15 protein-coding genes and 1 pseudogene are annotated in these 12916 nt (G+C 70.8%); 7 read left to right on the top strand and 9 right to left on the bottom strand.

What is annotated here, in order from left to right:
* Nucleotides 1-931 (top strand): erythromycin esterase family protein (locus tag KUTG_RS01250; protein ID WP_043714303.1); only part of this gene is annotated, 931 nt, incomplete at its 5' end.
* On the opposite strand, the gene KUTG_RS01255 is transcribed toward KUTG_RS01250, so the two are convergent.
* Entirely contained in the window at nucleotides 900-1751 is an 852-nt protein-coding gene (locus KUTG_RS01255; protein ID WP_043714305.1) for a GNAT family N-acetyltransferase, read from the bottom strand. The two genes, KUTG_RS01250 and KUTG_RS01255, sit on opposite strands and share 32 nt — an antisense overlap.
* Nucleotides 1752-1833: 82 nt before the next feature.
* Here KUTG_RS01255 and KUTG_RS55770 point away from each other — a divergent pair, with 82 nt between their 5' ends.
* On the top strand, nucleotides 1834-4104 hold the full coding sequence (locus KUTG_RS55770; protein ID WP_052393674.1) for an aminotransferase class III-fold pyridoxal phosphate-dependent enzyme: 2271 nt from the start codon (nucleotides 1834-1836) through the stop codon (nucleotides 4102-4104).
* Here KUTG_RS55770 and KUTG_RS01265 read toward each other — a convergent pair.
* The 3 genes from KUTG_RS01265 to KUTG_RS01275 are packed head-to-tail and all read right to left on the bottom strand — an operon-like array spanning nucleotide 4082 to nucleotide 6708.
* Nucleotides 4082-5002: a transporter substrate-binding domain-containing protein gene (locus KUTG_RS01265; RefSeq protein ID WP_043714307.1), complete on the bottom strand. Its 921-nt coding sequence runs from the start codon at nucleotides 5000-5002 to the stop codon at nucleotides 4082-4084. The two genes, KUTG_RS55770 and KUTG_RS01265, sit on opposite strands and share 23 nt — an antisense overlap.
* Nucleotides 5003-5017: 15 nt before the next feature.
* The gene (locus tag KUTG_RS01270) at nucleotides 5018-5782 is read right to left on the bottom strand and encodes an amino acid ABC transporter ATP-binding protein (RefSeq protein WP_043714309.1); all 765 of its coding nucleotides are present in this window, start codon (nucleotides 5780-5782) and stop codon (nucleotides 5018-5020) included.
* Nucleotides 5779-6708, bottom strand: a complete 930-nt coding sequence (locus KUTG_RS01275; protein ID WP_043714311.1) for an amino acid ABC transporter permease — start codon at nucleotides 6706-6708, stop codon at nucleotides 5779-5781. Before KUTG_RS01275 ends, KUTG_RS01270 begins: the two co-directional genes overlap by 4 nt.
* 158 nt (nucleotides 6709-6866) lie before the next feature.
* Here KUTG_RS01275 and KUTG_RS60500 point away from each other — a divergent pair, with 158 nt between their 5' ends.
* From KUTG_RS60500 to KUTG_RS62950, 5 genes and pseudogenes are all read left to right on the top strand, one after another.
* Nucleotides 6867-7184 (top strand): hypothetical protein, encoded by a 318-nt coding sequence (locus KUTG_RS60500; protein WP_043714313.1) that lies wholly within the window; start codon nucleotides 6867-6869, stop codon nucleotides 7182-7184.
* Nucleotides 7185-7211: 27 nt separating this feature from the next.
* Entirely contained in the window at nucleotides 7212-8165 is a 954-nt protein-coding gene (locus tag KUTG_RS01285; RefSeq protein ID WP_043714315.1) for a quinone oxidoreductase family protein, read from the top strand.
* 49 nt (nucleotides 8166-8214) lie between these two features.
* On the top strand, nucleotides 8215-8784 hold the full coding sequence (locus tag KUTG_RS01290; RefSeq protein ID WP_052393676.1) for a DUF4232 domain-containing protein: 570 nt from the start codon (nucleotides 8215-8217) through the stop codon (nucleotides 8782-8784).
* Nucleotides 8785-8817: 33 nt separating this feature from the next.
* Nucleotides 8818-9012, top strand: a pseudogene (locus KUTG_RS65040) (SDR family NAD(P)-dependent oxidoreductase); the annotation flags it as partial.
* A 52-nt stretch (nucleotides 9013-9064) separates the two neighbouring features.
* Nucleotides 9065-9544 carry an SDR family NAD(P)-dependent oxidoreductase gene (locus tag KUTG_RS62950; protein ID WP_255361003.1) on the top strand — a complete coding sequence of 160 codons (480 nt, stop codon included), beginning with the start codon at nucleotides 9065-9067 and terminating at the stop codon, nucleotides 9542-9544.
* Nucleotides 9545-9688: 144 nt separating this feature from the next.
* Here KUTG_RS62950 and KUTG_RS01300 read toward each other — a convergent pair whose 3' ends face one another.
* The 5 genes from KUTG_RS01300 to KUTG_RS62955 all read right to left on the bottom strand — a co-directional run.
* Nucleotides 9689-9883: a 2-hydroxymuconate tautomerase gene (locus KUTG_RS01300; protein ID WP_043727863.1), complete on the bottom strand. Its 195-nt coding sequence runs from the start codon at nucleotides 9881-9883 to the stop codon at nucleotides 9689-9691.
* A 41-nt stretch (nucleotides 9884-9924) separates the two neighbouring features.
* Nucleotides 9925-11133: an MFS transporter gene (locus KUTG_RS01305; RefSeq protein ID WP_043727865.1), complete on the bottom strand. Its 1209-nt coding sequence runs from the start codon at nucleotides 11131-11133 to the stop codon at nucleotides 9925-9927.
* Nucleotides 11133-11528: an MAPEG family protein gene (locus KUTG_RS01310; RefSeq protein ID WP_043714317.1), complete on the bottom strand. Its 396-nt coding sequence runs from the start codon at nucleotides 11526-11528 to the stop codon at nucleotides 11133-11135. Before KUTG_RS01310 ends, KUTG_RS01305 begins: the two co-directional genes overlap by 1 nt.
* A 2-nt stretch (nucleotides 11529-11530) precedes the next feature.
* Nucleotides 11531-12496 carry a glutathione synthase gene (gene gshB / locus KUTG_RS01315; protein ID WP_043714319.1) on the bottom strand — a complete coding sequence of 322 codons (966 nt, stop codon included), beginning with the start codon at nucleotides 12494-12496 and terminating at the stop codon, nucleotides 11531-11533.
* On the bottom strand, nucleotides 12493-12916 hold a 424-nt coding region (locus KUTG_RS62955), incomplete at its 5' end, for a glutamate-cysteine ligase family protein (protein ID WP_232240587.1). The genes gshB and KUTG_RS62955, both read right to left, overlap by 4 nt.

Below are 12916 nucleotides of genomic sequence, written 5' to 3' on the forward strand. Positions count from 1 at the left end.
CGGCCGCTGCGCCGAGATGCGCGATCACCTGCGCTGGATGCGGGCCAACGGGATTCGCTTCTACGGCATGGACATCTCCGGCTCCAGCGGCAATACCGTGCCGGCCATCGAGGCCTGCCTGCCGCTGCTCGACGAGGTGGATCCCAGCTACGCCAAGGTGGTCCGATCCACGCTGCTCCCCCTGTTCGACTACCTGCCCGTCGACCGCACCGGCCACGCCTGGGTCGCGCCGGCCCTCCAGGCCTACATGGCCTTGGCCACGGGGCTCCGGCACGAGATCACCGCCCGCGTCGGGTCCTTCGCCGAGCGCCTGCACGCCATGCGCGTCGACTACGCCGCCCAAGCCTCGCCGGACCGGGTCCAGAAGGCGCTGCACTGCGCGACCATGGCCCGCCACACGGACGCCTTCATGGCGGCCATGTCCGAAGGCGCGACCCGCACCTATCCCGGCGCCAACGTCCGCGACCTCGCCATGGCCGAGACGGTCGAGTGGATCCTGCGCCGCGAGGACCGCATCGTCGTCACCGCGCACAACGGCCACATCCAGCGCAGTCCGCTGTGGGCGCCGCCGGTCATCAACGACAAACTGACCACGCTCGGGCAGAACCTCGCCGCCGCCCTCGGCCCCGAACTCGTGGTCATCGGCTCCGCCTTCGGCGGCGGAACCCTTCAGCTGCACCGCCCGCTGCTGGACGGCCCGCCCGGCCACGTCGAGCAGTTCACCGAGAAGGTGGGGCCGTTCGAACCCCACACCCTCGACGGCGTGCTCTCCACCTTCGGTCTTCCGCTGCACCTCACCGATCTGCGCAGCACGCCGATTTCCTTCACGCACGTCATCAACGGCGGCGCGGCCCAGCCCATCGAAGCGTCCTACGACGCCGTCGTCTACATCGACGAGGTCACGCCGTGGCACGCGTTTCCGGGGCAGTGAAGGCGTACACCGTGAACTCGCTGATCGGCACGTAGCCGAGCCGCTGGTAGAGGGCATTGCTGGTGGGGTTGAACGGATTCGCGTACAGGACAACGTCTGTCGCCCCGGCGGCCAGCGCGGCCCGGCTCACCTCGACCGTGGCGGCGGCCGCGTAGCCGCGACCGCGCAGGTGGGCCGGCGTGTAGACGGGGTCGACCCGGACCATGCCGGCGACCATCGGGGTGTTGCCGGCGATGGAGACCGGCGTGCCGTCCGGGGTCTCCCAGAAAGTGAAGGTCTTGTCGGCGAAGCGGGATTCCGCCCAGGTGGGGGCCGGGGCTTCCCCTACGGCGTCGAGGAACTCGCCGCACCAGCGCACGAGATCCTCGTGGTCGGTTGGTTGCAGGACCCGGCCGCGCCCTTCGGGGAACGGATCGGGCGGGGTGAGCGTGCCGAGCCGGTACAGCCGAATCCGCACGGTCGGCTCCGCCGCCGCGCCGGTTTTCCGTTGCCAGGCCTCGGCGAACGCCGTCGAGGTGTCGTGGTCCGCGGTCACGGCGACGACCTCGCGGCCGGCCAAGTGGTCGGCGACGCTGCCGGCCTGGTCGGGCGTGAGCGGGGTGAGGTTCACGCGGTGCGTCGCGGGTCCGTGGAGGTAGGCGGCTCGGACCTCACCGTCCTCCACCAGCCAGCCCAGGCGGCCGGGCCGGCCGCTGAGCCGGAGCTTCTCCACCGACGTCAGCGGCGTGTTGTGCATTGCCGGCCGCGATCGCAGGAAATCGCCCGCGTGGGCCAGAAACTCGAGGACGTCTTCGGTGCTGTGCCATTCCCCCGCGCTCATGGCTTCATGATCGCACTTACCGCCGAGGGCGGCACCGCGACCTTCAATACCGCGAGGCGACCTTGACTGAGAGGATCCCCGCATGACCACCGGGATCTTCGCCGAGCCGGCACCCAGGTTCTCCGTCGACGGCCTGCGTTCCGTGCTGCGGGAGCACTGGTCCCTGACGGCGGCGGAGCTCGCGCCGCTGGACAGCGAGCGGGACCTCAATGTGCTGGTCGACGGCCGCTTCGTGCTCAAGATCTCCAACCCGGCCGAGTCGGTGGAGGTCGTGGACATGGAGACCCAGGCCTTGCAGCACATTCGCGCCGCCGATCCGGGGCTGCCGGTGCCGGAGATCGTCGGCGTGCCGGTGGCGGTCGTCCGCGACTCCAGCGACCGGGAATGCCTGACCCGGTTGATCACGCTGCTGCCCGGTTCTCCGGTGGAGGGAGGGCCGCTCGATCCCTCGCTCGCCGTGCAGATCGGGGCCATTGCCGGGCGGGTCTCCGTTGCGCTGCAAGGGTTCTTCCATTCGGCGGCGGGGCGGTCGCTGATGTGGGACATCCGGCGGATGCCGTCCGTGGTGGCCGCGGCCGGCATCGGCATGGGTTCAGTCGTCGACCGCGCCGTGCCGGCGTTGAAAGCCACGGCGTCGCTGCCCTCGGGTGTGCAACACGGCGACGTCACCCTGACCAACGTGCTCGCCGACAACGGCACCGTCACGGGCGTGATCGACTTCGGCGACATGCACCACACGGCCGCGGTCGCCGACCTAGCCGTGACGCTGACCTCCGTGCTGCGCCGCAGTTCTTCGGATCTGCTCTGGCCGCTGACCGAAGCCGTGCTGCGTGGCTACCACGGGCATCGGGCCTTGTCTCCGGCCGAGGTGGCCGTGCTGGGCGAGCTGGTGATCGCCCGTCTGCTCACCACGCTGGCCGTGTCCGCCTCGCGGCGCGGGGCGCATGCCGACAACCACCGGTACATCACGCAGTACGACAACAGCAGTTCCCGGGCTTTGGACCTGCTCAGCGGCTTTTCGCCCGATGACCTCGCCGACCGGTTGTCCCGCTTGGCCGGGACGCGTGACCTGGCGGGCGCGGTCACTTCTGCTGACCTGCCGGCCAAGCGGGCGGAGACCATGGGCGGCAAGCTCTCCCCGCTGTTCTACGATCGGCCGCTGGAGATCGCGCGCGGCTCCGGGCCGTGGCTGTTCGCCAAAGACGGCGCCCGGTACCTCGACGCCTACAACAACGTCGCCGTCATCGGGCACGCCCATCCCGCCGTGACCCGGGCCGTCGGGTTGCAGATGGCGTCCCTCAACACGCATTCCCGATACCTGCACGGCGGAATCGTCGACCTGGCCACGCGAATCCTCGCGACCATGCCCGCGCCGCTCGACACAATCCTCTTCACCACCTCCGGCACCGAGGCCAACGAGCTCGCCTGGCGGCTGGCCACCGAGTACACCGGCGGCGACACGGCCATCATCGCCGAACACGCCTACCACGGCTCCTCCAAGTGGATGGCCGACCTCAGCTCCAACGAGTGGCCGCCCGGCCATCGCCCGCCGCACGTCGCCACCTTCGAGGCCCCGCGCGGTCCTGAGCTCAGCGAAACCGTTGGCGCTGCCCGCATCTCCCTCGCCGCGGAGGGCCTGCGGCCCGCCCTCGTGCTCGTCGATTCCCAGTTCACCTCCGAGGGCATTCTCGACGCCCCCGGCACCTTCTTCGCCGGCCTCGTCTCCGGCGCTCACGCCGCCGGCGCCCTCTACCTCGCCGACGAGGTCCAGTCCGGCTACGGCCGCAGCGGTCCGCAGCTGTGGCGGTTCCTGCTCTCCGGCATCACGCCCGACATCGTCACCCTCGGCAAGCCCATGGGCGCCGGCTACCCCATCGGCGCCGTCGTCACCCGCCGGGCCATCGCCGATGCCTTGGCCGCTCGCTACGAGTACTTCTCCACCTTCGCCGCCACTCCTGCCGCTGCCGCCGCCGGGCATGCCGTCCTCGATATCCTCGACCTCACTTCCCTGCCCGCCCAGGCCGCCTCCCTCGGTTCGCTCCTCCGTTCCCGTCTCCGTGACCTGGATTCCCCTCTGCTGGGCGAGGTCCGGGGCACCGGCCTCCTCGCCGGCATCGACGTTCTCCCCGCTGGTTCCCTGACGTCCCGCCAGGTCACCCAGTCCCTCCTGTCTTCCCTTGTCGCCCAGGGCGTTCTCGCCGGCTCCACCGGTCCCCGTGGCGATGTGTTGAAGGTCCGGCCTCCCCTCGTCTGGGAGGAGCGGCACGTCACCCACTTCGTGGACCGCCTCCAGCACGCCCTCCGGGCCACCGGCGAGCAGGGTGGAGTGGTCACAAAGTTGGCGTCGGGCTGACCGCGGACTGCGTGATGCCGGAGCTGTCCACGCCCCATTTGCCCAGGATCTTGGCGTAGTCGCCGGTGGCGATCAGCTTGTTCACGGCATCGCTGACCGCCTTGGCCACCGGCGATCCCTTGCCGGTCACGAAACCCACGGGTGTCGAGCTGAACTGGCCGAGGAACTTCGTGTTGGGCACATGGGTCTCGTCGTACTTGAGGCTCAGCGTCGGTCCGAAGTAGACGTCGACCTTGCCGTTGGCCAGGCCGAGCCAGATGGGCGCGGTGTCGGAGAAGAGCTGCACGGAGTAGGGCTTCTTGCCGGCCGCGGCGCACTTGTCGGCGCCGCTCGTGAGGATCTGCTGGAACGTGGAGCCCGGGCTGGTGGCGACGGTCAGCCCGCACAGGTCCTGGAGCGTCTTGACGCCGGTCGGGCCGTGGTCGGCCGGGCCGAGGAAGGACTGGCCGTCGGACAGGTAGGTGGCGAAGTCGACGACCTTCTCGCGGGCGGCCGTGACGCCGAAGTTGTCCTGGCCCACGTCGTACTTGCCGTTCTGCACGCCGGGGATGATCGTCTCGAAGGTCCCGTTCTGCACAGTCCAGGTGATGCCGAGGACCTTGGCCACGGCGTCGCGCAGGTCCACGTCGAGGCCGACGTTCTTGCCGTTCACGGTGCCGCCGTGGGGCAGGCTGGCCGTGCCGGGCGACAACGTCGTGCCCAGCGTGAGGGACGTCGTCGACGGCGGCAGCTCGGCGTGCAGGGCCACATCCACCGCCAGGGACGACACGACGTCCTGCGTCGGGTACGGCACCGACGAGGTCGCCGCGGCCGGATCTTCGGCGGTGGCCGACCCACACGCCGTCAGGACCATCGCGAGCGCGGCCAGCGAAATCCCGAGAACACCCGATCTGAACACGAAGAAGCCCTTCTCCTACAGCACGGCGGACAGGAACACCCGCGCCCGGTCATGGCGTGGATTGGCGAACACCTCGGCCGGTGGCCCCGACTCGACGATCCGGCCGCCGTCGAGGAACACCACGGTGTCGGCCACCTCGCGGGCGAAGCCGATCTCATGCGTGACAACAAGCATTGTCATGCCGCTGGCCGCGAGGTCCTTCATGACGCCGAGGACCTCGCCGACCAGCTCCGGGTCGAGCGCGCTGGTCGGCTCGTCGAACAGCATCAGCCGAGGCTCCATGGCCAGCGCCCGCGCGATGGCGACCCGCTGCTGCTGTCCGCCGGACAGCTGCCGTGGATAGGCCTGCGCGCGCCCGGCCAGCCCGACCCGTGCCAACAGCTCCTCGGCCCGGCCGGTCGCCTCCTTTTTGGACAGTCGGCCGGCGGCCAGCGGGCCTTCGACGATGTTGTCCAGCACGGTGAGATGCGGGAACAGGTTGAACTGCTGGAACACCATGCCGATCCGGGACCGCTGCCGGGTGATCGCCGACGGCCGCAGCTCGTGCAGACGTTGGTGCGCGTAGCGGTAGCCGATGATCTCGCCGCCGACTTCGACGAAACCGGCGTCCGGCTTCTCCAGGTGGTTGACGCACCGCAGCAGCGTGCTCTTGCCGGCGCCGGAAGGGCCGAGCAACACCGCCACCTCGCCCTCGCGGACGTCCAGGTCGACGTCGTCCACCACGACGTTCGAGCCGAAACTCTTGCGCAGCCCACGAATGCGCACCAGCGGCCGAGTCATGAGATGCCGGCCAGGTTCCGGAACAGCGGGATGTTCGAGCGCGTGACGGCCCACAGGCCGCGCGAACCGCCCCGGCGGCTGCCGCGCGCGTAGAACCGCTCGACGTAGTATTGCCCGATCGACAGCACGGTGGTGAGCAGGACGTACCAGATCGTCGCCACCAGCAGCAGCGGGATGATCAGGAAGTTCTGGTTGTAGATCAGCTGCACCGAGTACAGCAGGTCCTGCACGGCGATCACGCTCACGATGGACGTGGCCTTGAGCATGGAGATCAGCATGTTGCCCGACGCCGGCACGATCGCCGGCATCGCCTGCGGCAGCACCACCCGGCGGAAGATCCGCAGCGGACCCAGGCCGAGTGCCTGCGCCGCCTCGACCTGGCCGTGCTCCACGGACAGGATGCCGCCGCGGATGATCTCCGACGAGAAGGCCGCGACGTCCAGGGTGAGGCCGACGAACGCCGCCAGCACGCCGGTGAACAGGTGCGCCGTCTTCACGGTGACGAACGCCGGCCCGAACGGAATTCCCAGTGAGAGCTCGGGATACAGCGACGCGAGCTCGTACCAGAACAGCAGCTGCACCAACGGCGGCACCGACCGGATCAGCCACACGTAGCCGAAACTCACCAGGCGCAGCACGGAGTTGCGGGACAGGCGCATGACCGCGAGCACCACACCGAGCAGGTACCCGCAGATCATCACCGCCGCCGTCAGCCACAGCGTCAGCACCAGGCCGTTCATGATCGGGGCGGTGGTGAAGTACCGCCACACGATCGGCCACTGGAAACGCGGGTTGGTGAACAGCGTGTGCACCGCCATGGCCACCAGCACGACGACCACCGCGGCCGACACCCACTGGCCGGGCCGCCGCAGCGGCACCAGCCGCGCGCCGAGAAGACCGGTGTCCGACGGAAATCTGTCGGACACCGATTCTTCTTGCCGCGCAAGGGCAATCGACGCTTCGTCGGAACCTGTCACCGGGCCATCATGGGCGGCCACCACGGTCAACCGTCAATGCGCGGTCACCCCTTCCCACGCAGTGGACGTCCCGTACGACGCACTCCGGCGCGACGTACGGTCGGATCATGGTGAACCCCGGACTGCACCTCGTCATCGAGATCGACGGCGACGGTGCACATCCCGCGGCGCGGCAGCGCGCCGCGCATCCGGTGACGCCGCGGCGGACGCGCGAGATCGCGGCCATCGCTGAGAACGCCGACAAGGTGCAGCTACCACGAGCAGCTCGGCCACACCGTGCTGCACCTGCACGCCGACGCCGACGCCAGCACCGGGCATCCCTGGAGTTGTTCCAGCGGGAGATCGCTCCCGTGCTGCGCAAGGGAATCCCGGATCCGCCATGGCCGTCGGCCCTCACGCCCATCGCGTCCGGCCGCGCGAACTGATGACTTCGGAACGGGGAACACGCTGACATGCGGGCAATTCAGGTCACGCGGCACGGCGGCCCGGAGGCACTGGAGGCGGCGGAGGTCGACGCCCCTGTGCCCGCCGAGGGCCAGCTGCTGGTCGCCGTCACCGCTGCCGGCGTCAACTTCGCCGACCTGTCAAGGATAGCCGGCACCTACTCCCCCGCCGTCGAGCTGCCTTTCGTGCCCGGCTCCGAGGTTGTCGGCCACACCGCAGACGGCCGCCGCGTGGTCGGCCTGTCCTTCGGTGGCGGTGGTTTCGCCGAGCAGGCGCTGGTTCCGGCCGACTCCGCGGTGGAGGTGCCCGACGGCGTGAGCGACGAGCAGGCACTCGCCCTGCTGGTGCAGGGCCTCACCGCCTGGCACCTTCTTCGCGGCTCCGCCCGCCTGCGTGACGGCGAATCCGTTGCCGTCAATGCCGCCGCCGGTGGCGTCGGCTCCCTGGCCGTTCAGCTGGCCCGGGAATTCGGCGCCGGTCGGGTCATCGCCGCCGCGTCCACTTCAGATAAACGCCGCCTGACCCTCGATCTCGGCGCCGACGCGTCCGTCGACAGCGACCCCACCGGGTACGCCGACCGGATCCGCCAGGCCAATGGCGCCCAGGGCGTCGATGTCGTCCTCGATGCCAACGGCGGCGCCGCCATCACCGCCGGACTCGACGCGCTGGCCCAGTTCGGCCGCCTGGTCAGCTACGGCGACGCCGCCCACCAGGGCCGCCCCTCCATCGACCCCGCAGCTCTCGCCGAGCGCAACCTCTCCGTCTCCGGCTTCTGGCTCCGTCCCGCCCTCAGCCTCCCGCTCGGCTACCGCGAGCCGCTCGTCGAACTGCTCGGGCTCACCGCGCAGGGCCGCCTCCGCCCCCTCACCGGCTCCCGCTACCCGCTCGTCGAGGCCGGTCGGGCCTTCGCCGATCTCACCGCGCGCCGCACCACGGGCAAGGTGGTTCTGCTCGTGGCGTGATCGATCGCTCGCACCCGACCACTCCGCCAGGCATGGCAGAGTTGTTCCTGTGAAGCTCCGGCACTTGTTCCTGCTCGGCATCGGCACCCTGGCGGCGGGCTGCTCCGCCGCCCCCGCGCCGACACCCCAGCCGACGACCACCACCGCGGAGCGGCCGCACGGGCCGCTGATCTCCCTGGGCAGGACCGATGCGGCCATGGGACTGAGGGCGCTGCCCATCCACCTCGCCAACTGCGGCAACGCCCCGCTGACCGTGACCGGCTACCCCGCGCTGCGGGTGCTGGACGAGGACCGCAAGCCCATCGACGTCACGGTGGCCGAGGGCGCCGATTCGGTGGCCCAGGTGCCGAGTCTGCAGCACTCGCCGACGACCTTCACCCTGGCGCCGGGCCAGCAGGCCCGCGCGGCCGTGGTGTGGAGGAACACCGTGACCGATGCGACCGTCGAAGCAACCAGCGGCACCTACTTCGACATCGCGCCCGCGAAGGACCAGCCCTGGCAGACCCGCAAGGCCGACGGGCCCATCGACCTCGGCAACACCGGCAAGGTCGGCGTCAGCCCCTGGACGCCCGACGCCGAGCCGGCCACCTGCCAGCAGCCCGCCCAGGACGGGGCCTGAGCATTCTGGTAGAGGTTGATCATGGCGGAACTGATGGAGCTGGCCGGGCGAACGGTGATCGTCACGGGTGCGTCGTCCGGGATCGGGGAGTCCACGGCACGACTGCTGCATGCCGCCGGGGCGTTTCCGGTGCTGGCGGCACGGCGGGCGGATCGGCTGGCCGCGTTTGAGCGAGGAGCTCGGGCGGGGCGCTGGCGGTGGCCACGGGACGTAACCGAGGCGGGACAGGTGCGCGATCTGCGCAACGGCAAACCGTCCATAGTTATCACGTTAATCCCTGCTGTCAGACGCGGGCGTCGGCCTCCAGGGACCGATCGCCGACGTGGACGCCGCCGAGTACCGGAAGCTGCTCGACATCAACGTGGTCAGCCTGATCGAGGTGACCCAGGCCGTGCTGCCGGCCATGCGAGAGCGGGGCTTCGGGCGGATCGTGAACGTCAGCTCGGGCACCACCCGCCGGGTCGCGACCGGCGTCGGGGCGTACGCGGCGAGCAAGGCGGCGGTGAACATGATCAGCTCGGTGCTGCGGGAGGAGCTGGCGACGGACGGGATCGCGGTGTCGCTGCTGCTGCCCTCGATGACCGCGACCGAGTTCGGCGACGGCATCTTCAAGGACGGCGTGCCGCCCCGGCCGGGCGCGGTCGTGCACAGCGCCGAGTACGCGGCCGGGGTGGTGCTGCGCCTGCTGCGCACCGGCGAGGGCACCTTCGACATCCCGCATGGCCCCGAGCAGCCGGACATCACCAGGGTATTCGAGTAAAACCCTGACGCCGCAGAGGATTCACAACTCCAACAGCGTCCACAATGGACCTTGCGAGAGCGGAAGCGCCGGCGTCGACCGCAGGCCGACCCGGACCTGCGGATACCGCTCATGGGCCGCGCGCAGGACGGTGGGGACCTCGCACTAGCCCCTGGCCCGCTCCTCCAACGTCACGTCGCCGGCGGCCCAGTGGGACGGCTGCACCTCGGTGACGACGACCCGGACGTTGCTGACCGGCGCGTCCACGGCGCGGGCGACGGCGGCGGTGACCTCGCTGATCAGGGCGCGGATCTGCTCCGGCGTCCGGCCGGCGGCGAGGGAAACCTGGACGAACGGCATGGACGTGCCTCCCGGGACGTGCTCGAAACAACTGCTGTCGATCACCACAGTGCCATGCGACGGGGTCGCCGGAGTGCGAGACCGAGCAGGACGGCCCCAACGGTCGCGACGGCGCTGACGGCGAGTGCGGTGCGGGGGCCGGTCAGGGCGATCAGGGTGGCGGTCAGCGGGGCGCCAGCGGCGGTGCCGCCGAGGAGGCCGACGGCGAACAGGGACATGACGCGCCCAGTCATGGCGGGTTCGCAGCTTTGCAGGACGGCGAGCACGAAGGCGATGAACAACGACCAGGCGACGCCGACGCCGGCCAGTCCGACCAGCGCGATCGGCACGGAAGTAGACGCGGCGGTAAGGACCAGGGCAGCGGCCATCAAGCCGGCCACGCGGGTGAGGGCGTGCGGGCCGGGTTCGCCGCGGGCGGTGGCAACGAGCGCGCCGACCAGGCTGCCCACGGTGACGGCGGTGAATGCAGCGCCGACGAGCGCGGGACCGCCGGACAACGAGACCCGGACGAAGATCGGCACCGACACCTGAACAGTGAAGCCGAGGGTGGCGACCACGCCCAGGGCGAGCAGGGGCGCCCGCAGTTCGGGTGTGCGCCACACGTAACGCAGCCCGTCCCGGATCTGCCCGCCGGCCCGGCGGATCCGTGGCGACGGACCGACCCGGATCGTCGCCAGCAGCAAGGCATCGCCGAAGAAGGACGCGGCGTTGGCGGCGAAGGTGGCCGTCACGCCGACCGTCGTGACCAACACCGCGCCCAGCGCCGAGCCGGCGGTCATGCCGACCAGCATCACGCTGCCGCTCAACGCGGACGCCCCGGCCGCGGCCTCCGCCGGCACCAGCATCGGCACCAGGGCACGGCGGGCCGGGGTGTCCAGCGCGTTGATCACTCCCCACGCGGCGGCCAGGAGGTAGATCACTGGCAGATCGAGGACTCCGGCGCCGGCCGCGAAGGCGTAGCCGAGGGCGACCAGGCCGAGGGCGACCAGGCCGAGGCCGGTCTCGGCGAGGATCAACAGGCGCTTGCGGTCGTGCCGGTCGGCCAGCGTGCCGAACCACGGTCCCAACAGCAGGCTGGGAGCGAACTGCCACGCCACCAGCCAGCCCAGGGCCTCCGGATCCCGTTCGACGACCACCCACGACAGCGCCACGACCTGCGCCCACGAGCAGGCGACCGACGGGAGCTGGCCGGCGAGATACCGGCGCAGCCCCGGCGCCCGCAAGGCCGCGATGGCCGGATGTCCAGTCATCACAACGTGAACGCTGTTACGACGGCCAGCGCGACCCCGAAGACGTAGGTCCCCATGGCGCCGATGAGACGCCACGGGGTCTGGTCGGCGAGGCTCGGCGCGGTCAGCATGCCGAAGGCGTGGATCAGGCGGGACAGCGTGCCGCCGACGATCAGCGTGATCGCGAGCCACGCCGGGCTGTGCAGCCCGACGAGCAGGAACAGGACGATCATCGTCGGCACGTACTCGGCCGCGTTGCCGTGCGCCCTGATCGCGATGAGCAGCGGGCTGGCCGGATCGCTCGGCATCTGCGAGCCGTTGGCCTTGGCGGTCACGCCGCGAAGGCGGGACACGTTGAAACCGAGCAGGAACACCAGTGCGGCGAGGATCGCGGTGCAGATGATGGCGGTGGTCATGACTATCTCCTTCGGTTGGGCGTGGCGAGCACGCTGTCGAGCAGGTCGGCGCAGAGCGTCCAGCCGAGCAGCGCGTCGGCCTTGCGCAGCGCGCCGACGCTGGTGACGTTGACTTCGATGAGGTACGGCCCGATCACGTCGAGACCGGCGAGGCGGATGCCGTAGCGCTCCAGGTGCGGGGCCAGCCGCGCGCAGATCTCCTTGTCCCGCACGGTGATCGGCGCCTCGGCGGTCGGGTTGCCGATCCGGAAGTCGCCGGCCGCCGGGTAGCGGTGGACGGCACCCACCGGCTCGCCGCCGACCACGAAGACCCGCTTGTTGCCGGCCCCGACCTCGCGCAGGTAGCGCTGGACGAGCACTGCCCGGGCGCCGTTGTCGGTGGAGATCTCCAGCAGGGAGGCGAGGTTCGGGTCGTGCCGGCTCAACCGCAGCACGCCGTGGCCGGCGAAGCCGTCGACCGGTTTGACGACGGCGTCCCCGTGCTCGGTCAGGAAGCCGCGGATGGTGGCCGGATCGGCGGTGAGCGCGGTCGGCGGGATGAGGTCGGGGAAGCTCAGCGGCATGACGTGCTCGCTGCACACCCGGATGCCGCGTGGGTCGTTGACCATCGCGGTCCGCGTCGGGTCGACAAGGTCCAGGACCAGCAAGGCATTCGTGTAGGTCTCGTCGACCGGCGGCTCCGTGCGGATGAACACCGCGTCCGCGTCGTCCAGCCGGAGGTGCTGCGGCGCGCCCGCGTCGAACCACGGTTCCGGCACCGACCAGCGGTGGCCGGACACCGGCTTCGACGGCGCGAGCCGGACCTGGCGGGCGAGGGCGCGGGGCCGGCCGTTCACCGCCTCCAGGCGCCGGGCCTCGGTGATCCAGACCTCCGCGCCGCGGTCCTGCGCCGCGTGCATCAGGCCGACCGTGGTGTCGATCGACGGATCCAACGACTCGAGCGGGTCGGCGACGAATACTATCTTCATGACACGCCCCCGACAGCCAGCGCCGAGCCGGCGATCGACAGCAGCTCCCGGCTCTCCGGCGAGTGGCCGGCCGCCGCCTCGCGCCAGCCCCGATCCTGGTCCGCGGCCCGAGGCAGCAGCAGGTCGAGCGCCGCGCGCCGGGCCCGCGCGCCGCACAGCAGCGTCGTGACGGTGGCGATCGCGTCGCCGACCCGCCACAGCGGCTGGGCGTCGAGATAGCGGATCTCCAGGTAGCCGCCGCGCGGCCGGACCGGCGGGAACAGCGTCGACAGGTGGTAGCCGGGGTCGGCGGTCTCCGGGATCGGCAGCCGAGGCGCGGCCGCCGCGAACGCATGATACGCCCCGACCGGGTCGGCAACGTCGAGGTGCCGGCCGTCATAGCCGGTGCGGCGCAGGTCCACGCCCTGCCAGATCCGGGTG

Origin of the sequence: Kutzneria sp. 744, assembly GCF_000568255.1 — a bacterium.
Lineage (GTDB): Bacteria > Actinomycetota > Actinomycetes > Mycobacteriales > Pseudonocardiaceae > Kutzneria.

What these genes read in the sequence shown, in the direction of transcription:
- KUTG_RS01255 (WP_043714305.1), bottom strand. Translation starts at nt 1,751, where the DNA reads ATGAGCGCGGGGGAATGGCACAGCACCGAAGACGTCCTCGAGTTTCTG.
- KUTG_RS55770 (WP_052393674.1), top strand. Translation starts at nt 1,834, where the DNA reads ATGACCACCGGGATCTTCGCCGAGCCGGCACCCAGGTTCTCCGTCGAC.
- KUTG_RS01270 (WP_043714309.1), bottom strand. Translation starts at nt 5,782, where the DNA reads ATGACTCGGCCGCTGGTGCGCATTCGTGGGCTGCGCAAGAGTTTCGGC.
- KUTG_RS60500 (WP_043714313.1), top strand. Translation starts at nt 6,867, where the DNA reads ATGGTGAACCCCGGACTGCACCTCGTCATCGAGATCGACGGCGACGGT.
- KUTG_RS01285 (WP_043714315.1), top strand. Translation starts at nt 7,212, where the DNA reads ATGCGGGCAATTCAGGTCACGCGGCACGGCGGCCCGGAGGCACTGGAG.
- KUTG_RS01300 (WP_043727863.1), bottom strand. Translation starts at nt 9,883, where the DNA reads ATGCCGTTCGTCCAGGTTTCCCTCGCCGCCGGCCGGACGCCGGAGCAG.
- KUTG_RS01305 (WP_043727865.1), bottom strand. Translation starts at nt 11,133, where the DNA reads ATGACTGGACATCCGGCCATCGCGGCCTTGCGGGCGCCGGGGCTGCGC.
- KUTG_RS01310 (WP_043714317.1), bottom strand. Translation starts at nt 11,528, where the DNA reads ATGACCACCGCCATCATCTGCACCGCGATCCTCGCCGCACTGGTGTTC.
- gshB (WP_043714319.1), bottom strand. Translation starts at nt 12,496, where the DNA reads ATGAAGATAGTATTCGTCGCCGACCCGCTCGAGTCGTTGGATCCGTCG.